Genomic DNA, 20,060 nt, shown 5'->3' with positions numbered 1-20,060 from the left:
TAGGCAAATACTATGAATGTTTTAGTTACAGGCGCAACTGGCTTAATTGGCTCTCAATTATGCCGATTTTTGTTCAATAAACATCAGGTAACCGTCTTAACAAGAAACATCTCAAAAGCTCAAGCATTGTTTAAAAACCGTGTTGAATGCATTGACTCACTGGACGATGTCGATTTCAACCAACTTGAGGTCGTCATTAACCTTGCAGGTGAACCCATTGCTGAAAAGCGCTGGAGCAAATTACAAAAGCAAAAAATCGTCAATAGTAGATTGCATATCACACAACAAATCGTCGATAAAATTCAGCAAGCCGATACCCCTCCACATACCTTGATTTCAGGCAGTGCGATTGGTTTTTATGGTCGACAATCCAATGAGCTGATAATTGACGAGTCATTTCAAGCCCCTCACGATGAATTCAGTCACCAATTGTGCCAACAGTGGGAGGCAATAGCACAGAGTGCACAAACGCAAGATACGCGAGTATGTATATTAAGAACAGGTATCGTGCTCAGCCAGCATGGTGGTGCGCTTAAAAAAATGCTTCCTGCTTTCAAATGCGCATTGGGTGGGAAACTTGCCAGTGGTGAGCAAATGATGTCTTGGATACACATTGACGACATGATCCAGCTTATTTTGTACCTCATCAAACATACGGAACTGAAAGGGATATTTAACGCCACTGCACCTAACCCTGTAAGTAATCAGGCCTTTACTAAAGCACTAGGCAAAGCCCTAAACCGTCCAACCTTACTCCCAATGCCAGAAAAAGCACTGCAATTTTTATTTGGAGAAATGGCCGATTTATTGATTTATGGTCAAGCCGTAGCGCCAAAACATTTTCAAAAGTCGGGCTATCGCTTTCGCTATAACACGATTGATGATGCATTTAAGAGCTTGTTAATACGAGATCACGAATCATAACCACAACGATTTAACTATTCTTAGTCGCTTAAAAAATGTGGCGAGCGAACAATCGCCACATTATTTGTCTGTATATTAGGGTATTACGTTATAAATCAGTTGTGATAAACCAACATGATCTGAATTTTTTACATAACGATAAGTCTTTTTAAAGATCCAGAAGCCAGTTTTTTGATCGTAAGTTTGATAGCCAACATTCTTACCAGCAACATTGATATTGTTCATCGCCACAGTCACTTTACCTTCGTGTCCCGCTTGTCTAACAGTACGATGTGTATAGTCATCGGCCATGATGAGTGGGTAGTGGTAAGGCATAAAGCCATTGACAGCATCACCTTGAGATTTAACATGACCATCCATGCCAATTTGCTGTGAACAGCTACCAAAGCTCCCCGCTCTGCTTGCGCCACATGACGAGTGAGAAGAAACGACACCATCGTCGCTGCCCTTTAAAAACAAACCCGTTGCACCATAGTAGTCACTTGAATTAGCAACGAAGCGAAGTCGTGGCGTACGCTCAGAAGGTTGTGACGATAACTTACGCGCATTGTTCACTTTAAGATCATGCAATACACCAAGCGCCTTAACTGTGGTGCTCCCAATCCATAGTTTGATAGCCTGTTCAACAACAGCATCCCATAGGCTATCACCCGTTAAAGCACTCACTGCGGTATCGGCAAGTTCACTCCCCCCGCCAGCACCAGCTAAATCAAAAGTAGCAACAATATTCAATGGACGAAGCCCTGCATTTTCAAGCCAAGTTGCCTGATTATCAATCAAGTACCTCGCAACTAAGTCGCCTGTTGAGTGCGTTAATAAAACGCAGCCAGGTTCACATAAGTTTGATTGCGAGAACTGCTTCAATTTAGGCCATAACCAATCAGTTGCGATCTTACCTTCAATTCGTTCATATGAAGGCCAATCAATGCGCTCATCTGCTCTAGCCCCCCAATATGAAGACCAATATGAATCTCCGTCGCTGCTCACATTGGTCCCTGCTGGATTAAGTAATTGATCTGGCTGAAAGCCATGAATTAATATGGTTTTATATTCACTACTGTGCGCAGTAAAACTCGCTAACCCTATAAATAAAAGCGTACCAAAAGCCTTTAATCCGTACTTGCTGCTTTGCTTGTTCATGTAAACTCCTGAGTATTTCGTATTATTCGAATTAACAACTCAGACATCTGACCTCTGGTCACTGAGTAAACAACAGTATGTTTAATAAACAAGCAAAAAACAACAGGACATTTACATGTTTACCTATAATAGGTTTATATAAATACTAAAGATTAAATATATGCTTATTATTCATTAATTTAAAAACAAAAACCTTATTCAAAAAAAGAATTTTTTGTTTCAAAATTATAACAATTTAGCATATATGGCCATGGGTTATGGCCTTAACCTTTCTCCGGATTAGATAATTGACGTAAAAACTGAGCCTTTTGTAGCTCATTTTGAGACGGCTGGTAAGACAATTGCTGTAAGCTGTCATAAGGAAAATCAAAGATATCAAAGTACGCTAGTTCACTGTCGCCAAATAGCGCCGGCTCGCCCGGCGTTGGCGACGTACGTTCAACGACAAATCCAGCAAGGCGCATGTCACTTAGTTGTGGCTCTAACACCGACCAATGAGCCCTTAATTGCATAACTTGTATACCTTTAGATAGCTTTTGCTTGCTAACAAGATGTGCCAAAGGCCGATTACTTTGCGTTAGTAAGTTTGCCCGAACTCGATATAACCCAGGATTCGACACATCCAGTGTCACGTCTACCTGTAAATTATCGTTCTGCGGATAAGCATTCGACAATGCAATAATTTTGGCACTTGGTTGCATATATTGAAATTGCGCAACAACTGGCACACGTTTACCGTCAGCCACACCTATTGCTATAAGCTGCATACTACGCGCGTATTCCTTGCTGCCCTGAAAAGTGACACTCTGCCCTGCTCGAATATTTGATTGGCTATACTCTTTGTTAAGCTCAACATCTACAAGTTGTAACTCAATACGCTTAAAATCCCCACCTGTCACCTCAACTTTAATATCTTCAGGATATACAAAGCGATATTTCGAGAGCTTAATGGTCAGCGGTTCAGTACCATCTTGTGTGGCACTTGAAACCGGATAAAAGAAGTTTGGTTCTAATCTGTCTAAATCATGTTCTGTGAGAGGCTGTGAGTAAGGAGGATACTGAATGGCTTTTTCATATTGTGTCGCCACGATTTGCGTGGCCTGATGTAACTGTGTGCTGGTTTCTAGCACCTCCTCACGAGTGCTTTTTTTCAGCAGGATTTGAGTTACCTCTTTTGTATCATTTTCTCTTTTCTCATTCTCGACCAATTGCTTTTGTGGTTTATCTTGCACTGTAATACTAACTTCAGGTTCTACGCTCAGCCACCAAACCAATACAGCAACTACTGCCACCATCAACAATTTTAATCGCTTACTCATACAAAAGATCCCTCTGGCAAATTAGTTGCGCTACGTCATACTTATTTGCAACGCAACCCTATATTATTCAAAAGCTAGTATGTTGAATAAGTGATCTCCAAGCAAACTTTTTAGCCATTCCTTCATACTTTTTTGTAGCATGTTTGTTTATAGCTTATGCAAAACTTTATCAAGTAATGCAGCTAGTTGTTGCATGTCATCCTTACTGACGTTATCAAATCCGCACAATATTTTATCGGGGATATCGAGCGCTTGTGCTTTTAGGCGTGCACCGACTTCGGTGAGTACCACCCATTTCTTGCGCTTATCGTCTTCATCCTTAACAATCTCAAGTAATGACTTAACCACCATCTTTTTTAAGATCAGCGTCATGGCACCGCCATCAATGGCTGTTTTTTCAAGTAATTGAGCAATGGTCAGTTTTTCATGCTCCCACATCGCCATCATCACCACATACTGAGGATAGGTTAGATCCAATGCATCAAGTAAAGGTCGATATCGTCTTACTACCCCATTCGATGCCATATAAAGTCGATGACACAGTTGATTCTCAAGCTTGAGTTGTTCGTCTTTCATAGTAGTTACCTCTCCCATTATTTTATTTTGTACGCAAAGTATTTGCAATCCTATTTTTAAACCCATATACTTTGCATGCAAACTAAATTCATCTACTTGGAGAAAACCATGAACAAATTACAAACTGTCGCTTACTCAGCATACGCAAACGCAACGGGCGGCCGTGAAGGGTCAGCTAAATCAAATGATGGTCGTCTAGATGTGAAACTATCAACACCAAAAGGCTTAGGTGGCGACGATGGCCAAGGCACTAACCCAGAGCAATTGTTTGCCGCAGGCTACGCCGCATGCTTTATTGGCGCACTAAAATTTGTCGCGGGTCAAAGTAAAATTGCCCTACCTGCCCAAACCAATATTGATGCACAAGTTGATATTGGCCCGATTGAAGGTGGTTTTGGTATCGCGGTAAAACTTGAAGTATCGATCCCTGATATGGACCAAGATAGCGCGCAAACGCTAGTAGAAAAAGCACACCAAGTTTGCCCATATTCAAATGCCACACGCGGTAATATTGAAGTTGAGTTATCGGTAAAATAAGTGGCTAGGTATTACGTCGGATGGCGCTTTGCTCATCCGACTTATTTGCTTTCAGCACAATTTATGTCATCTGCTCTATAAGTAAAAAATAGCAATAAGCACTCGATACAATAAAGTGGCATACGAACCCGAATGTATGCCAACCACTCCAAAGTGCCCCTTTTCTAACTATTACCACTCGAAATCTTTTGATAAACAGTATAGAAAAATGAAACAAAGCATAAGTAAACAACACTACGAGTAATATGAAATTACTTAATTCATCTTTTCCATGGTGAGTAAACATAAAACTGATAGCTATTAAAAGACACCAAGCTAAATAGATTAGCCACCAATAAGGCCCTTTTACTAAATGGAAGAAGCTTGGATTGGTAATCAAAACATACCCCTTATTCCCTATTAAAGTACCAGTAAAAATTCTTGTAAATATTTAAAATAGTATAGTTGAACTTTCCATTTTGAGGAACACAATCCGTAACTACTTTCCTAGCCCTCACCCAACCAGCATCTTGCCGGCCATTACCACTAACAATATGGCAAATATTTTCTTAATCGTTGAAACGGGTAAAGCATGTGTCGCTTTTGCTCCAAGCGGGGCGGTAAACCATGATGTACAAACGATGCCTAGTAGCGCTGGTAAATACACAAAGCCTGCAAATCCATTGCTCAACTCAAAATGCGAGATACCTGAACTAACGTAGCCAATGGTGCCAGATATAGCGATCACAATACCGCACGCAGAAGCACAGCCAATGGCTTTTTTCATATCCAATGAAAAAAATGTGAGCAGTGGTACAAGTAAAGCACCACCACCAATCCCTATCATCGCTGAAAGACCACCAGTGATCGTAGTGAAAACGCCAAGTACGCCTTTATTGGGTAATGTGCGCTCAGCCGCATTGTTGTTTTTACTGCTTAAAAACATTTTCAGTGCGATTATGACCACCGTCACCACAAACACAATACGTACCATTTTTTCTGGTAACAATGCTGCCATAAAGCCACTGGCAAGCGCGCCCAAAGCAACGCCGCTCATGATCCATGGCGCAAGCGCCCAAGGCACATTGCCATTTTTATGATGGGCAATCGCCGAAGAAGTTGACGTGAATAAGATGGATGCTAAAGAAGTCGCAATAGCAACAATCACCACTTGCTCTGCGGGTAAAATAGCAAAGTGCGTTAAAATAGCGCTCAATATGGGCACAATCACCAAGCCACCACCTATGCCTAATAACCCCGCTAAAAAACCGACACCACTACCTAATAGTGCGCAGCATAAAATCAATACGATTAATTCATTCATTATGTCTCTATTCTCTATCGTTGTAGTGACTGCAGTTTGCCTACACGTTTGTTGCTTTACTTAATGTCGCTTGATATTCAAGGCGCAAAAGCGAGTATATCAACTGTTTAATCAATAAGTTACCACTAGGACGTGTTTAAGAGGCGAAGAATCCTCATGTTTAAATTGAGAGAAATTCAACTTAGCCACAAAAACACCTAGACATCTGAACATCTAAAAATACAAATCTGTTTTTTACCTCTTCGATGCATGAGTCACACGTTCGTCCACGCTAAATCATGAATGTGATTCATGTTTTATGTGAAGTTAAACCGTTTTTCTTCAAGTGCTGATCCACGTATAAATTTCACATCTCCTAGCGTGGACAATAAATCAGTCTACATAAACAAGCTTTAGGAAGGACTCATACACTGTAGCGAACACAGTTTGAGATGTTAGAACACAACTTGGGATACCAGCGCATCATGAACAAAGATTTTACTTATACGATTAAAAGCATTCGCTTGGACGAACACTATCAGCCGTCTGACAGTACCCGTATTACCACTAATTTTGCTAACCTAGCACGCGGTGAAAGCCGTCAGCAAAACCTGCACAATGCGTTAACCATGATTGATAATCGTTTTAATGCCCTTGCAAATTGGGATAACCCTAACGCCGATCGCTACAGTGTTGAGCTAGAAATTATATCGGTTGATTTAGACATTGTTGGCAGTGGCGATAAGTTCCCATCAATTGAAGTATTAAAAACCAACATTCTTGATCACCATACCAATGAGCGTATTGAAGGGATTGTGGGCAATAACTTTTCTTCATATGTTCGAGACTACGACTTTAGCGTGTTGTTGTTAGATCACAACAAAAATCAACCGCAATTCAGTATTCCTGACAACTTTGGCGAGTTACACGGTAAGTTATTTAAAAACTTTGTGGAGTCGAATACCTACAAAAGTAACTTCAAAAAGCCGCCGGTGATTTGCCTGAGTGTCTCCGACAACAAAACGTATCACCGCACTGAAAATCATCACCCTGTACTTGGCTTTGAATATCTGCCCAATGAGTCGTCACTCACTGAGCAGTACTTTAAAAAGATGGGCTTACAAGTACGTTACTTTATGCCGCCAAACAGTGTTGCGCCTTTCGCGTTCTATTTTTTCGGTGACTTACTGAACGATTACAGCAACCTTGAGCTGATCAGCACGATTGCTACCATGGAAACATTTCAAAAAATTTATCGCCCTGAAATATACAACGCCAATGCAGTTGCAGGCAGGTGCTATCAACCTAATTTAAAAAATGCAGATCACTCAATCACACAAATTGTGTATGACCGTGAAGAGCGCAGCAAGCTAGCAATTAAGCAAGGTAAGTTCGCTGAAGAGTTTTTCATCAAACCATACCAAACCGTGCTGGCGCAGTTTTCTGAAAGCTACGCTTAATGATCAACATCATATAGAACAGAATTTATTATGAAAAAATTATTACCCACATCAACCGCTGGCAGCTTGCCTAAACCAACTTGGCTTGCCCAGCCAGAAACACTCTGGTCACCTTGGAAGCTAGAAGGCAAAGAGCTTCTTGACGGCAAACAAGATGCTCTGCGCGTGTCGCTACACGAACAACAGCTTGCTGACATTGATATTGTCAGCGATGGTGAGCAAACACGCCAACACTTTGTCACCACATTTATTGAACACTTGGACGGCGTAGATTTTGAAAAACGCCAAACCGTTAAAATTCGTGATCGCTATGATGCGAGTGTGCCAACAGTAGTTGGCCCCGTTTCTCGACAGAAATCGGTGTTTGTTGAAGACGCTAAGTTTTTACGCCAGCAAACTAAGCAGCCGATAAAGTGGGCTCTACCCGGCCCAATGACCATGGTCGACACTCTATATGATGACCATTATCACAGCCGTGAAAAGCTGGCCTGGGAGTTTGCCAAAATACTCAATCAAGAAGCCAAAGAGCTCGAAGCCGCAGGCGTAGATATCATCCAATTTGATGAACCAGCATTTAACGTGTTTTTTGATGAAGTAAACGACTGGGGTATCGCTTGCTTAGAAAGAGCAATTCAAGGGCTTAATTGTGAAACCGCCGTACACATTTGTTATGGCTACGGCATTGAAGCCAATACCGATTGGAAAAAAACATTGGGCTCTGAATGGCGACAATACGAAGAAGCCTTTCCCAAATTACAAAAATCGAACATCGATATTATCTCGCTTGAATGCCACAACTCCCGCGTACCACTAGAATTACTTGAGCTTGTTCGCGGCAAAAAGGTCATGGTTGGCGCCATTGACGTTGCAACCGACCAGATCGAGACACCTGAAGAGGTGGCCAACACACTGCGCGAAGCACTCAAGTATGTTGACGCCGACAAGCTTTACCCTTGCACCAACTGTGGCATGGCACCGCTATCGCGTATAGTCGCAAATGGTAAACTCAAAGCACTGAGTGCTGGTGCTGATATTGTACGTAAAGAATTACTAGCATAAGGCTGTAAATTTCCTATTTTCATGATATTGCGATAACTGACAGCTCGTTTCCATGCTCCAAAATGAGAAGACCAAATCGAATATCGATGATCCATTTTGACGCTTTACTTTTACCCAAAATAAAAACACAATACACAAATTAGAGTAAATAGTAACAAATAAACAAATCATTAAATAAGGAATCATTAATGAAAAAACACTTGCTTTGTGTAGTACTAATGTCTGCTTTCTCATTTCAATCTGCTGCAAATGAATTGCCTTTCGATTGCAGTTATAAAGACAAAAGTAATACTGGAGTAGACTTTGCCAAATTGCCTAATCTAATTGAGGCAAGTTGGAACCTTTATCAAACACCTTCTCCATGGGCATCGAAGACAGATTTTTTAAGCGCTATTTACTCTTTCATTAATTCTGAAAGTGACCTTAAGATATCAGGGCCTGGATATATCTTAAGAAATTCAGGTGCTAGAATTAAGGCAGATTTAGATTTTCTCGATCCCAATGACAAGTTAAGAGATGTAAGCTTCTACAACTCCGAACAAGGCTACTTAGGTAAAGATCGAAGTAACTGGGATTCAAACGCTTACTACAGTATGGACTTTAAATATACTCATGGCCCTGCTGTGGTTTGGGCTAGGACAGGAGAACGATGCCAAGCCATGTCTGTTGTAGTCCAAAAAGATAAACCACAGATAAAATACCATTCAAAGCCATATTCAAACTCACCTAACAGAGTAACTGTAACAGTAGGTTGGATGGCTGATAAATACTCGAAACTAGGTATAAAAGGCACGAGCGCAAATGCACGCTTATGGGTAAGAGCTGTTGGGGCTCAAGGAATAGGAGCTGGGGCGTCAAAGGCTATTTCTAAAACTCAAGGCAATACGACCTTAAACATCTATTCTAGTCAATCAGGAGTTCATACTGTTGAAGCGTGGGTTTCTGACGGTTCCTACACTTCAGAAAGGCTTTACTTAGGTCGAGTAGATGTTGGTGGAACCGCCCTAGAACGACCTTGTCCAACCTGCCCTCCTTATTAACAACTCACCCAAAGTTTTAGTTAAGAAGCTTTAGGGCAATACCGAAACCGCGGACACTCAAAAAATAATTAGAGTGTCCGCATATATTTACTAATATGGCATGTCAAATTTATTGTGCCACTACAGTCCAGTATCGCCGAGCTTATCCTCACCGCACAAAAACACGCGGCGAACACAGTGCAATACGCAGTGATAATATGGTGTATCCGACAAACTGATTTGCCGACTCCTTGCTAATCCCATCGTTCGCTCCTTGAACCTAGAATTGAGTATGATTTTTAAGGACTAGAAGCTTAGACAAACCAACCCAACATGCAAATTGGAGTGGGTGTCCACGTTAACCGTCTCACGTTAACCGTCTGAAATTATGGTATTTGTAACATCGATAAAGTTAAAATCAGCAAAGTAATTGAACGTTTTTAAGGTATTTTTACATATGAATATGTCTGTACGAGTAGGCGTCGCCGCTGTGATTCTTCGTGAAGGTAAAATACTTCTCGGCGAGCGAATTGGTGCTCATGGCGCGAACACTTGGGCAACCCCTGGCGGCCACCTTGAGTTAGGCGAAAGCATTGAGGCATGCGCTGAACGAGAAACACTCGAAGAAACGGGCCTGGTTGCCAGCTCATTTAAAAAACTCGGTTTCACTAATGACATTTTTGGCAAAGAAAATAAGCACTATGTGACATTATTTATGGTCTCATCTAGCGCCTCAGGCGCACCTAAAGTTACTGAGCCAGAAAAATGTACTCAATGGCAATGGTTTAAACTCAACGAACTACCTGAGCCTCTGTTTCTTCCTTTGAAAAACTTACTACAAGACTCAAAAATCCATGATGCACTCGTCAACCATCTTATCGAAAGCCAGCAATAAAGTGTAAAGCGCAAAACACAATTGCAAACAAAAAATCCGATGACTGTGCATCGGATTTTTATTCTTAGTCTTGAGTACCTGGTTAGCTCTTAAGTACAGTCAATAAGCGGCTCGCATCAAGTTCGCCTTCACCCACACTTAGGTATTGTATTAGTGTTTGCTCAAAACCGACTTCTTCACCTTGCAATTTAGCATCGAGTAACGCCACCTGCTCGGCCATGCGCTCAGCTTTTTGCGCAGCTGGTGATTCAATATCTGACAAAATCTCAAGGCGTAGCAAAAGCTGCTCAGCAGATAACCCAGTATGACAATTACTTAACTGCCAGTTAGCTGGTAACGCGTCACCTTGCTCAAGTGCTGCGATTAAGTCATTGTACTTTTGTTTATCTTTCTTGGCTTGTAGTTTTGCTTGCTCGCTTTCAATTTTGTTCAATAGCGCCTTTTGCAATTTCTTCAAGCCTGATAGCAACTCAAGCGATTTAACTTCGTCAGCAAGTTGTTCCAGCTCCGAAAGCGATAAACTGCTATGTAACTTAGAAGCTAGGGCATCTAACTGCGCCTGCTGCTCTGCTTCTTGATTGGCTTGTTGCTCTTTATGCTGTTCAATTTGTTCACTACGTTTAGCAAACACCGCATCGTTGTGTGCTCTAAATGTTTGCCATAACGTATGCTCGTGCTTCGAACCTGCAAAACCAATCGTTTGCCACTGCTTTTGTAGCGCTTTTAACTGCTCACATGCATCAGCTAAATTTTCAACTGCTAATTGTTGCTCAGCCTGCTCTACCAGCTTTTGTTTAAGTTCGGCATTTTGCTGATGATAAGCTTTAAGTTGATCATTCACAGACTTATGAGCAGCGCGGTATTGAGTATTGAGCTCTTTGTAGACTGCCCCTTCAACATTACCAGCAGATCGCCATTGCTTTGCCAATCGATTAAATTGGCTCTCAAAATCACGCCAATCAAAGCCGCTTACCTGCGTATCTTGCTCTGACAAAGATTGCATGTGTGCGATAATTTGTGAACGAGCTTCTTTAGCTTGTGCTCTTTGCTGTTCTTGCTCAGCGAAGTACTCTCGGCACGGGGCAAAAAGTAACTCAATTTTCTCGTCAAATTGCTGCGCTTGTGCCCTTTCTTCATCCGTATCAACACGCCCTAATTCATTCCAACGAGCTCTGAGCAACTTAACTTCAGCGGCACGCTTTTTAGGATCAATGTCAGTTTCAGCTAGCTTATCATCGAGTTGCTCTAATAGCTCGGCACGCTTTGGCGTGGCAGCATATTTTTGCCAATCACGCACTTCTCGCAGCGCCTCAGATAAACTGGTATGTAACTTGTCTAGACTTTGTTGGTTGTTGGAAGTCAGTTTTTCAAAATGCTCTAGAAAGCCATTAAATACACCAAAAGCAACATTAAAACGACCTTGTTCGATCAGACGCTGAACATCTTTACCCTTACGTCGTGCTTGCTTTAACTGATTTTGCTGCTCGTCTACCAACGGCGCCATCGCCTTTTTAAATTCATTGCTCAGAGCGTAAAGCTTTTCTGATGCTGGCTTTTGTAGGTTATCCGGTAACTGGCGCAACGTTGCTTTACACACTTCATACGCTTCTTGTTGCGCTTGAAGTGTATTGTCTAACTGTTCAAGCTCTTGCGTCGAACTAACCTGGGCTAAGGCTTCTAGTGCCTGCTGCATTTTAGTATTTGCATCAATTAATGCGGGTAATTGCGTTAACTGTGTTGCTAAACGTTCTAAACGTGCACCTTGTTCAAGAAACTCTGAAGATTGCGCGAATGCACTCTCAGATTGCTGTGCTTGTAGGCTCTTCAATGCATCTTGTAATTGGCTTTCTTTCGTTGCATCCAGTTCACTGACGGCACTGGATAGCTGTAAAGCCAATTCGTCCACAGCAACAACTAAAGTTTTTAATGCTGCTTCTTGTTCTTGTTTAGCTCGAACAATGGCTTGCTCTTGTTCAAACTCTGCTTTTAGTTTTTCAAGATGAGTGGCTAATTTGTCATTGATCATTTGAAACTTTTTATCAACGGCAACTATTGACTCTTCATCCAACCACTTTAGTTCAATCTCTTGCCATTGATTGAGTAGTCGTTTGGCTTGTTCATCCACTTGCTCATAGTCAAACTTCTCGCGGAGTACATTAAGTTTTGCAAGCACCATCTTGGTTTGCTGCTCAACTTGCTCCGGCATTACTTTTGCCAAACGTGCTTGCTCTAAACGATTTTCTATTGTGCTACGCGCTTCACCCTGCGCGCTTTTCAACACTGTTTTATCAAGCTGATATTGCTCAATAAGCGATAATAGACCTGTCTGTAATGACTCATTACCTTCTTTAAAGGCACGCTCAATCAGCTTCGGATTAGCCAAGCGTTTAAGCAGCTTACACTTCTGAGAGACTTCTTTTTCCGCAAAGGCTAACTTTTCTAAAAACTTATTCGAAGCGTATTTATCGATATATTCGCTTCGAATATCATCACTTAACGCATTACTCTGGTTAAGCACAGCGTTAGTAATCTGCTGCTCGGCTAGGTCTTTTAGGCTTTGGTCCTGCTTATAGGCTTGCCACCACAAAACGAGGTCATTGACTTTATGCAATGCTTTTTTACGAATTTCTATCGAGTTGTCTTGCAAGGCAATAGTGTGAAGTACCTCGGCATCCTTCCCTGTGTCTAATTTATCAACTGCCGCCAAACGTACCGCTGTTTTAGGGTGTTTCCATTTTGGCGTAAATAGGTGTTTAAAGATCATTTTCACTGAACCTAGCTATTTCGTTTTGAGATTTGAATTCTTGTTGTAATTCGCGTTTTGATTTTTGAACCATTTGGCCATGTTCGTTGATAGTAAATTGCTCATTACTTTTGGCGACTTTAGCTTGGTATAGCATCACTAACTGTACCGCTTGCTCTTTTTGAGCCTCATCTAAGGGGGTACCATCTGGCCATTTGCCCGTAGCTGCGCCATATTGCAAGCGTTCATAAACTTCGGGTGTTAAACCATTTACTAAACTATCAATATTCATCGTTACTTTTTCTTTTTCAAATAAATTAAAATGACGCGGTTTACCAAATACCATACGCAGCCTACCGCAATCGCGCCTTGCGTAGCGTACATTTGCCATGATTCAGGCTCTGGCTGACGCCAATAAAGAAATAAAAAACCACCTAAAAATAATATTAAGGCCAAAAAAGAATGGTTCATTATCTTTTGTTGCTTATTGATACGCTTTTTAATCGCGAGACGTTCAAGTTGCTCATCGGTCATTTCGCCCAACTGAAGATCGCAATGCGGGCATACCGTACTTTTATTTGAAATAGATTTGCTGCAACTGGGGCATTGTACAATCGCCATTATTTTACTCCTCCAAATGCTACAAAAAAGCGCCCAATGTGGGCGCTATTTTACTTGTTTTCTATTCGAATGTCTTTGTTCAATTCGATTCGTTTACACGCATGCTGCTTTTATCATCACCTTTTTGCTCAGTGCTTTGATCCGCTTCGTTTTCAGCATTAAACTTTTGCCAGTAGTCATCAACCGAGTCTTTCATTTCTTTACGAAGTAAGAAAATGCCGAATAAGTTAGGTAACGTCATTACAACGATTGCCACCGCGGCTAATTTCCACACCAAAGTGGTGTCGGCAAATGAAGCCCAGAAGAAACCAGCAACATAGAATACACGGTAAGGCATAACCGAGCGACTACCTAAAAGGTAGATCATGGCTCTATCACCATAGTAAGACCAAGCAATGGCTGTTGAGAATGCAAACATTAACAAGCCAATAGATACAATGTACTGACCGCCGTCACCGAAGAAACCGCGTGTAAATGCTTTTGTTGTTAACTCTGCTGAGTGCACTAAAGATTTACCACGTACGCTAATACTATCATCAACCAGCATACCATTTTTGATTTCAACTGAACCTGTGTAAACATGACGTTCAGTAATACCAAAGCGGATGTCTTCACCGATTGAACGAGAATGAATGATCGTGAAGTTATTATCTTGTGCAACACCTTGTTTAACATCGATAGAGCCGGTAAATAGTTCTACACCATGTTCTTTATCACCATTCAAGTATTTATACAGTGACTGTCTTTGAGTATCGTTGTCTTCACTGTATTGACCTTGAATAATCGTCATTGATGAGCGCTCAAACTGCGTATCAAATTTTTCTGACCATACGCCAGAAGATAGAATCACAAGACCCGTTAGCGTACAAATGATAATTGTATCAATGAATGGTTCGAGAATAGACACCATGCCTTCAGACACTGGCTCGTCAGCCTTTGCCGACGCGTGCGCAATCGGGGCCGAGCCTTGACCAGCCTCGTTTGAAAATAAGCCTCGGTTTACACCTCGGTTAAATGCGTACGCAAAAGACGCCCCTAAGAACCCACCGGCAGCAGCAGATCCCGTAAATGCATTCGTGAACACCGCCGCAAATGACGGCACGATATTCTCAATATTGTAGAAGATAACGCCTAACGCACCAACGATGTAGATAGCTGCCATCAGTGGAACAATACGAGAGGTGATCGCAGCGATGCGTTTGATACCACCCAAAATAACCAGAGCAAGAAGAATAGATAGCACGCCACCAGTATGCCACGGCTCGACACCAAATGTCGCTTCCATACCTTGCGCGATATTATTGATCTGCGGCAAGCTACCCGTGCCAAATGAGCTAATAACGGTTGCGATCGCAAATAAAACTGCCAACCATTTCATATTTAAACGACGGTCCATGTAATACATTGGACCACCCGCCATTGTGCCATCATCAGTTTTTACGCGGTATTTGTGAGATAAGGTAACCTCGACAAATTTAGTCGTCATACCGAAAAACGCGGTCATCCACATCCAAAACAATGCGGCTGGGCCACCAATCGAAATGGCCAAAGCCACACCACCAATGTTACCCGTACCAACTGTACCAGACAGTGCAGTGGCTAACGCTTGGAAATGAGTGGTATCCCCTTGCTGGCCTTTTTTATCAAATTTGCCCGTTACGACTTTACACGCATGTTTGAAATAACGAACTTGCGGGAACTTGAGGTAAATCGTGAAAAATAACCCCACGCCCAATAATACATATGGGAACCAAGCTGATCCCCCCAAAATGCTATCTAGAAAATCTAGAAACTGTCCAAATGCATCCACGACTCATCCTCTTGTTGTTATACGTAAAAAGCAACCCAATAATAGGTTGCTTTTTGAATATTGTTATTATCTTAGTTTATCTACAACACTCACAATCGCTGCAAGTGTGTCTTGTCCAAATTGATATGAACGTCTGTCAGACCACCCATAATATGGGTCTGGCAGATTAGCATTATCTTTAAATGGCATTTCCACGGTATAGGCCAACACTTTAAATGCTTCACCAACCGCACAAGATGCGACCGTGAGATTTGCTTCTCCTGGTGCGTCTTTATCGTAACCAAATTCATCTTGGAATTCTGGCGTAATTGTCAGTAATGCGCGTTTAAATGTTTCTTCCAAGTTTTGAATACGTGCGTCGTAACTTGGTATACCTTCTCCACCAGCCACAAAGTTATAAGGTAGTGCCTCATCACCGTGAATATCCAAGTACATATCAACGCCTGTCTCATGCATTTTGTTCAATACATGAAATACTTCAGGTGACTTTTCTAAACTTGGCGTCTGCCATTCGCGATTTAAGTTAACACCTGCTGCATTGGTACGCAAATGGCCTCTAACACTGCCATCAGGGTTCATGTTCGGCACTATATGAAACACCGCTTTTGACAACAATGCCGCAGCATGTGGATCTTCATCATCGAGTAACTTATGCAGTAGCCCTTCAACAAACCACTCTGCCATCGTTTCACCTGGGTGCTGACGTGCAGTGATCCAAATATGCTTTTTATCATCACTTGGTTCGCCCACTGTCAGTAAGCTTATATCGCGTCCATCTAGTGTTTGGCCTAAGGTTTGAATTTCACATACGTCATGACTTTGCGCCCAATAAAGTAAGTCTAAATGGCGCTCGTAGCTGTACGGTGTGAAGTAAGCAAAATAAGTGTGTGCACATTCTGGTTCAAACTCAATAACCAAACTGCCATTTTCATAACGGCTAGGCACTCTGAACCATGTTTGGCGATCGTAAGATGCCACGGCATGATAATCATCCCACCCTTCTGGGTATGCCGACTTTTCTAGACCATTGATATGCAGCTTGTGGCCCAAAAATGGCGTGCTCTCTAAACGGAAATGGAACCATTGAAAGAACTCAGATTCATTGTCTTTATTAATTTCTAACTGAATATCAAGTGGCTCACTAGCCGAAAGCACCTTGATATTTCCGCTGTCAAAATTACTCGTGATGTTCATTATGTACCTTAATATTGCACATCGTCCATGACTGAAAAATAACGTTGCTGTTAAATGTTGTTACCTAGCTGTAACGTATTAAGCCCAAGAGTATCATAGCCTCGAGCGTTCAAAAACTAAAAAAGCCAGCAATTGCTGGCTTTTTGTGACTCACGGTCAATTAACGTGGTAAGCTTGGAAATGACACTTCTGCCATATCGCGCATTACACGAACAACCTGACAGCTATAGCCAAATTCATTATCGTACCAAACGTAAAGTACAACACGATCGCCATCCACAATTGTTGCTTGTGAATCAACAACACCAGCGTAGCGACTACCAACTAAGTCAGTAGAAACGATTTCAGTTGATGCTGTATAGTCAATCTGATCACGTAAGTCTGAATAGAGTGAAGTATCACGCAAGAACTCGTTTAACTCGTCACGGTCTGTCGCAGTCTCTAAGTTTAAGTTGATGATAGCCATTGATACATTTGGCGTAGGTACACGAATTGCATTACCCGTTAATTTACCTGCAAGTTCAGGCAAAGCTTTAGCGACTGCCTTAGCTGCACCTGTTGAAGTAATAACCATGTTTAATGCCGCACTACGACCACGACGCTCAGCTTTGTGGTAGTTGTCGATTAAGTTTTGGTCATTGGTATATGAGTGAACTGTTTCAACGTGACCGTTCTTAATACCGAACTTATCGTTAATCGCTTTTAATACTGGTGTAATTGCGTTAGTTGTACAGCTTGCTGCTGATACAATTTTATCTTCGCTCTTAACATCTTGGTTATTTACACCATAAACGATGTTTTTGATCTCACCTTTTGCTGGTGCAGTAAGTAGTACTTTAGCAGCACCTGTCGATTTAAGGTGTAAACCTAAACCATCTTCATCTTTCCAAATACCGGTATTGTCTACGATAAGCGCATTTTCAATACCATATTTAGTGTAATCCACTTCATCTGGAGAGTTTGAATAGATAACTTGAATGTAGTTACCGTTTGCTTTAATCGCGCTCTTTTCATGGTCAACTGTAATTGAACCGTTGAAAGGACCGTGGATTGAGTCGCGACGAAGCAAGCTTGCGCGTTTTTCTAGGTCACCATCACGGCCACCACGAACAACGATAGCACGTAAGCGTAAATCAGCGTGAGAGCCGCCACGTTCAATAAGTAGGCGCGCTAATAAACGACCGATGCGGCCAAAACCATAAAGAACCACATCGCGAGGCGCTTGACGATCACCTTTATTGATAAGCTCAACGAGTTCTTCGTTTAGGTATTCTTCAATTGAGCGGCCTTCTCCTGCGTTTTTATAAATATAGCCATACGCTAATTTACCCAAATCGATACGTGCAGGCGCAAGATCCATTTTGCTGATCGCTTCTAAGAATGGGAAGCTTTCACGAAGACGAAGTTTACGCTCTTCAAAACGGGCAACCGTTTTGTGTGCTTTGATCACGTCAATGGTGCTTGAGTTAACAAGAGGACGACCGTAAACAGCAATTTCAATACCTGAGTTACGGTACAGACGACCAATAATTGGTTGCATATTTTCTGCATAATCTTGGCGCTCTTGCCAGCTATTTTGATATTCTTGCTCGTGAGATAAGGTCATTTTTTCTGCCTAATAAACAATTTTTTTGAACGGATAGCCCGATTGGGCACGGCTATTCTAATTTAAACCGCAACGATTCTCCACTGTTACTCATCAATTCATTGAGCTAGAATGAATTAATCAATTGTGACCAGAGGTATCGACATGACATTAAGGCAGACTGTTGTCTTATCAGTATTACTATTAGCAGGATGCGACAGTCCACTTACACTCAGTAAAGTGTGTAAAGAAACACCTGGGTTTTGTAGTGATCTAAACCAAGATAGTCACTGTAGAGAGGAGCGTGCTGAGGTGATCATTGCTCGCTACACGGAATACAAAGACCCTTCAGATAACAACAAATACCAGCTTTTAAAGCATTTTGAGCGATATGACAAATGTGTCTCTCGCGCTGCAAAGATTGAACATATCAAACTCAAAGAAAAAACCACGTCTCGAGTTGAAGGCCATATTACTAGCCTCAAAGAAATAAACCGAATATTTCAAGAAACTGTCGACACATCTCATCCAGGATTACTTTACTACCATTGGTCACGAAATAATAATCAAGTAGCGATGAATAAACTGCTTAACATGCAAGACCAAAAAGAAGTTAGAGAAGATCCAGAGATCCAATTATTCCTCGCAACCTTTTATGCAAAAGTAGACGATGAAAAAACGATTAATTTGTTATACCGCGTACTTGAGCTCAACAAACAAGGTGAGCAGCCAAAACCTGAAGTGTATGCCACATTAACCAGTATTTTTTATAAACAAGAAAAGTATAAGCATGCTTATACCTTTGCAAAAGTTGCGCAAATGTCTGGTTTTAAAGACGTGGATATACTACCTATCGAGCATCAAATTACCAGCTCAGGAAAGTCACTCGCACCACTAGATGACTTAGCACAAAAAACCTACGACAGTATTCAAGAAGGAACTTTTATCTCTCCCAGAGAGTTTTAAAACAAAAAAAGGGCAGCTTCCACTGCCCTTAACGGCTTTTAACTTAAAAGTCGGAAAGTTAAAACTGTTACACTTTTGTCTTCAATTCAGTTGTTACTTGAGCCAAACCTACTTCTGAAATACGTGTTGTAATTTCTTTTTGTTTTGCACTTAATAACGAAATACCTTCAGCAACCATATCATATACTTTCCAGCTACCGTCTTTACCTTTTCGAAACTTAAAATGCATATCAATATCCGGCCCAGACACTTCGTCTATTACAACCTTTACGGTTGCAAATTCCGCGTCATTGCCAAATGGTAATTCCTCAAACTTTACTTCTTGTCCCTTATATTGAAGCAGCGCACTGGCATAGGTCGCTACCAAGTAGCTATCTACTGCAGCAATAAAATCAACAGCTTCAGCACGCTGCAAACCTTTAATATGCTTTCCAAGTAATTTAAAAGAGACAAACTTCACATCAATGTGTGGCATTAAACGACTGCGGACAATATTCTTCATCACGTCAGAACTTGCATTGCCTGTCGCATTTACTTCTTTAATATCATTAAATAGCTTATCTCCCACTTGATTGATCAACTGATATGGAGACTCAGCCGCAAATCCAAAAGAAGAAAACAGCAATGCGACTGCTACAAGTAATCTGTTCATAATTAAACGTTCCAAATGTTTGTTTAAGTGCATTTTACGCACTCATTTAATGGTTAAAAAGATACAAAAAAGCACATGTTTAGTGCTTCTATGACATCAATTAAATCCTTACCCCATTACTGGTGTTCATGTTCTCATGTGATTTAGTTAGATAGGTCATAGATCACGCTAGGCATTATATCTGAGCATGCGAAGAACAAATGTTAGGATTTGTAAGGAATAGAGAGAAACTGTGACAATTCATATCTGCCTCAATCTCTCGCACTGTGAAATGATTT

General features: G+C 41.4%; 18 protein-coding genes and 1 pseudogene. 7 read left to right on the top strand and 12 right to left on the bottom strand.

Going from position 1 to position 20,060, the window contains the following annotated elements:
• Window positions 1–12: 12 nt before the first annotated feature.
• Entirely contained in the window at window positions 13–924 is a 912-nt protein-coding gene (locus tag ACW689_RS02245; RefSeq protein WP_476288149.1) for a TIGR01777 family oxidoreductase, read from the top strand.
• Between the two features lie 75 nt (window positions 925–999).
• Here the strand turns inward: ACW689_RS02245 and ACW689_RS02240 are convergent, their stop codons facing one another.
• From ACW689_RS02240 to ACW689_RS02230, 3 genes are all read right to left on the bottom strand, one after another.
• The gene (locus ACW689_RS02240; protein WP_476288147.1) at window positions 1,000–2,064 is read right to left on the bottom strand and encodes a hypothetical protein; all 1,065 of its coding nucleotides are present in this window, start codon (window positions 2,062–2,064) and stop codon (window positions 1,000–1,002) included.
• Between the two features lie 263 nt (window positions 2,065–2,327).
• Window positions 2,328–3,383, bottom strand: coding sequence for a hypothetical protein (locus ACW689_RS02235; protein ID WP_476288145.1), 1,056 nt, complete (start codon window positions 3,381–3,383; stop codon window positions 2,328–2,330).
• Window positions 3,384–3,530: 147 nt separating this feature from the next.
• Window positions 3,531–3,959, bottom strand: a complete 429-nt coding sequence (locus ACW689_RS02230; RefSeq protein WP_476288143.1) for a MarR family winged helix-turn-helix transcriptional regulator — start codon at window positions 3,957–3,959, stop codon at window positions 3,531–3,533.
• Window positions 3,960–4,067: 108 nt separating this feature from the next.
• Here ACW689_RS02230 and ACW689_RS02225 point away from each other — a divergent pair, with 108 nt between their 5' ends.
• Window positions 4,068–4,496 (top strand): organic hydroperoxide resistance protein, encoded by a 429-nt coding sequence (locus ACW689_RS02225; RefSeq protein WP_476288141.1) that lies wholly within the window; start codon window positions 4,068–4,070, stop codon window positions 4,494–4,496.
• Between the two features lie 493 nt (window positions 4,497–4,989).
• On the opposite strand, the gene ACW689_RS02220 is transcribed toward ACW689_RS02225, so the two are convergent.
• The gene (locus ACW689_RS02220; RefSeq protein ID WP_476288139.1) at window positions 4,990–5,799 is read right to left on the bottom strand and encodes a sulfite exporter TauE/SafE family protein; all 810 of its coding nucleotides are present in this window, start codon (window positions 5,797–5,799) and stop codon (window positions 4,990–4,992) included.
• A gap of 464 nt (window positions 5,800–6,263) precedes the next feature.
• On the opposite strand from ACW689_RS02220, the gene ACW689_RS02215 reads away from it, so the two are divergent.
• The 3 genes from ACW689_RS02215 (at window position 6,264) to ACW689_RS02205 (ending at window position 9,337) form a co-directional block, all read left to right on the top strand.
• Window positions 6,264–7,238, top strand: a complete 975-nt coding sequence (locus tag ACW689_RS02215) for a DUF1852 domain-containing protein (RefSeq protein WP_476288137.1) — start codon at window positions 6,264–6,266, stop codon at window positions 7,236–7,238.
• Window positions 7,239–7,268: 30 nt separating this feature from the next.
• Window positions 7,269–8,297 carry a methionine synthase gene (locus ACW689_RS02210; RefSeq protein ID WP_476288134.1) on the top strand — a complete coding sequence of 343 codons (1,029 nt, stop codon included), beginning with the start codon at window positions 7,269–7,271 and terminating at the stop codon, window positions 8,295–8,297.
• A gap of 188 nt (window positions 8,298–8,485) precedes the next feature.
• A complete protein-coding gene (locus tag ACW689_RS02205) occupies window positions 8,486–9,337 on the top strand; it encodes a hypothetical protein (RefSeq protein ID WP_476288132.1) in 852 nt (283 codons plus the stop codon).
• Window positions 9,338–9,475: 138 nt separating this feature from the next.
• Here the strand turns inward: ACW689_RS02205 and ACW689_RS02200 are convergent.
• Window positions 9,476–9,580: pseudogene (locus ACW689_RS02200) on the bottom strand (transposase); the annotation flags it as partial.
• Window positions 9,581–9,773: 193 nt separating this feature from the next.
• On the opposite strand from ACW689_RS02200, the gene ACW689_RS02195 reads away from it, so the two are divergent.
• Window positions 9,774–10,211 carry a nucleotide triphosphate diphosphatase NUDT15 gene (locus ACW689_RS02195; RefSeq protein WP_476288130.1) on the top strand — a complete coding sequence of 146 codons (438 nt, stop codon included), beginning with the start codon at window positions 9,774–9,776 and terminating at the stop codon, window positions 10,209–10,211.
• 82 nt (window positions 10,212–10,293) lie between these two features.
• Here the strand turns inward: ACW689_RS02195 and ACW689_RS02190 are convergent, their stop codons facing one another.
• The 6 genes from ACW689_RS02190 to ACW689_RS02165 form a co-directional block, all read right to left on the bottom strand.
• Window positions 10,294–12,975 (bottom strand): DUF349 domain-containing protein, encoded by a 2,682-nt coding sequence (locus ACW689_RS02190; protein ID WP_476288128.1) that lies wholly within the window; start codon window positions 12,973–12,975, stop codon window positions 10,294–10,296.
• A complete protein-coding gene (locus ACW689_RS02185) occupies window positions 12,965–13,246 on the bottom strand; it encodes a YeaC family protein (protein WP_476288126.1) in 282 nt (93 codons plus the stop codon). The genes ACW689_RS02190 and ACW689_RS02185 overlap by 11 nt, the downstream gene beginning before the upstream one ends.
• Before the next feature lie 2 nt (window positions 13,247–13,248).
• Window positions 13,249–13,575, bottom strand: a complete 327-nt coding sequence (locus ACW689_RS02180) for a hypothetical protein (RefSeq protein WP_476288124.1) — start codon at window positions 13,573–13,575, stop codon at window positions 13,249–13,251.
• A gap of 79 nt (window positions 13,576–13,654) precedes the next feature.
• Window positions 13,655–15,385 (bottom strand): alanine/glycine:cation symporter family protein, encoded by a 1,731-nt coding sequence (locus ACW689_RS02175; protein WP_476288122.1) that lies wholly within the window; start codon window positions 15,383–15,385, stop codon window positions 13,655–13,657.
• 66 nt (window positions 15,386–15,451) lie between these two features.
• On the bottom strand, window positions 15,452–16,579 hold the full coding sequence (locus ACW689_RS02170; RefSeq protein WP_476288120.1) for a M14 family metallopeptidase: 1,128 nt from the start codon (window positions 16,577–16,579) through the stop codon (window positions 15,452–15,454).
• Window positions 16,580–16,739: 160 nt separating this feature from the next.
• Window positions 16,740–18,185 (bottom strand): glyceraldehyde-3-phosphate dehydrogenase, encoded by a 1,446-nt coding sequence (locus ACW689_RS02165; protein WP_476288118.1) that lies wholly within the window; start codon window positions 18,183–18,185, stop codon window positions 16,740–16,742.
• Between the two features lie 144 nt (window positions 18,186–18,329).
• Here ACW689_RS02165 and ACW689_RS02160 point away from each other — a divergent pair, with 144 nt between their 5' ends.
• Window positions 18,330–19,130: a DUF2989 domain-containing protein gene (locus tag ACW689_RS02160; RefSeq protein WP_476288116.1), complete on the top strand. Its 801-nt coding sequence runs from the start codon at window positions 18,330–18,332 to the stop codon at window positions 19,128–19,130.
• A 67-nt stretch (window positions 19,131–19,197) separates the two neighbouring features.
• On the opposite strand, the gene ACW689_RS02155 is transcribed toward ACW689_RS02160, so the two are convergent.
• Entirely contained in the window at window positions 19,198–19,782 is a 585-nt protein-coding gene (locus ACW689_RS02155; protein WP_476288114.1) for an MlaC/ttg2D family ABC transporter substrate-binding protein, read from the bottom strand.
• Between the last annotated feature and the right edge of the window lie 278 nt (window positions 19,783–20,060).

The organism is Pseudoalteromonas sp. ABE4_541, assembly GCF_056312285.1.
The sequence above is the reverse complement of the archived record's forward strand: the minus strand, read 5'-3'. Positions and strand labels throughout refer to the sequence as shown.

What these genes read in the sequence shown, in the direction of transcription:
- ACW689_RS02240 (WP_476288147.1), bottom strand. Translation starts at nt 2,064, where the DNA reads ATGAACAAGCAAAGCAGCAAGTACGGATTAAAGGCTTTTGGTACGCTT.
- ACW689_RS02180 (WP_476288124.1), bottom strand. Translation starts at nt 13,575, where the DNA reads ATGGCGATTGTACAATGCCCCAGTTGCAGCAAATCTATTTCAAATAAA.
- ACW689_RS02245 (WP_476288149.1), top strand. Translation starts at nt 13, where the DNA reads ATGAATGTTTTAGTTACAGGCGCAACTGGCTTAATTGGCTCTCAATTA.
- ACW689_RS02170 (WP_476288120.1), bottom strand. Translation starts at nt 16,579, where the DNA reads ATGAACATCACGAGTAATTTTGACAGCGGAAATATCAAGGTGCTTTCG.
- ACW689_RS02155 (WP_476288114.1), bottom strand. Translation starts at nt 19,782, where the DNA reads ATGAACAGATTACTTGTAGCAGTCGCATTGCTGTTTTCTTCTTTTGGA.
- ACW689_RS02210 (WP_476288134.1), top strand. Translation starts at nt 7,269, where the DNA reads ATGAAAAAATTATTACCCACATCAACCGCTGGCAGCTTGCCTAAACCA.
- ACW689_RS02230 (WP_476288143.1), bottom strand. Translation starts at nt 3,959, where the DNA reads ATGAAAGACGAACAACTCAAGCTTGAGAATCAACTGTGTCATCGACTT.
- ACW689_RS02160 (WP_476288116.1), top strand. Translation starts at nt 18,330, where the DNA reads ATGACATTAAGGCAGACTGTTGTCTTATCAGTATTACTATTAGCAGGA.
- ACW689_RS02165 (WP_476288118.1), bottom strand. Translation starts at nt 18,185, where the DNA reads ATGACCTTATCTCACGAGCAAGAATATCAAAATAGCTGGCAAGAGCGC.
- ACW689_RS02220 (WP_476288139.1), bottom strand. Translation starts at nt 5,799, where the DNA reads ATGAATGAATTAATCGTATTGATTTTATGCTGCGCACTATTAGGTAGT.
- ACW689_RS02190 (WP_476288128.1), bottom strand. Translation starts at nt 12,975, where the DNA reads ATGATCTTTAAACACCTATTTACGCCAAAATGGAAACACCCTAAAACA.
- ACW689_RS02235 (WP_476288145.1), bottom strand. Translation starts at nt 3,383, where the DNA reads ATGAGTAAGCGATTAAAATTGTTGATGGTGGCAGTAGTTGCTGTATTG.
- ACW689_RS02225 (WP_476288141.1), top strand. Translation starts at nt 4,068, where the DNA reads ATGAACAAATTACAAACTGTCGCTTACTCAGCATACGCAAACGCAACG.
- ACW689_RS02185 (WP_476288126.1), bottom strand. Translation starts at nt 13,246, where the DNA reads ATGAATATTGATAGTTTAGTAAATGGTTTAACACCCGAAGTTTATGAA.
- ACW689_RS02215 (WP_476288137.1), top strand. Translation starts at nt 6,264, where the DNA reads ATGAACAAAGATTTTACTTATACGATTAAAAGCATTCGCTTGGACGAA.
- ACW689_RS02205 (WP_476288132.1), top strand. Translation starts at nt 8,486, where the DNA reads ATGAAAAAACACTTGCTTTGTGTAGTACTAATGTCTGCTTTCTCATTT.
- ACW689_RS02195 (WP_476288130.1), top strand. Translation starts at nt 9,774, where the DNA reads ATGAATATGTCTGTACGAGTAGGCGTCGCCGCTGTGATTCTTCGTGAA.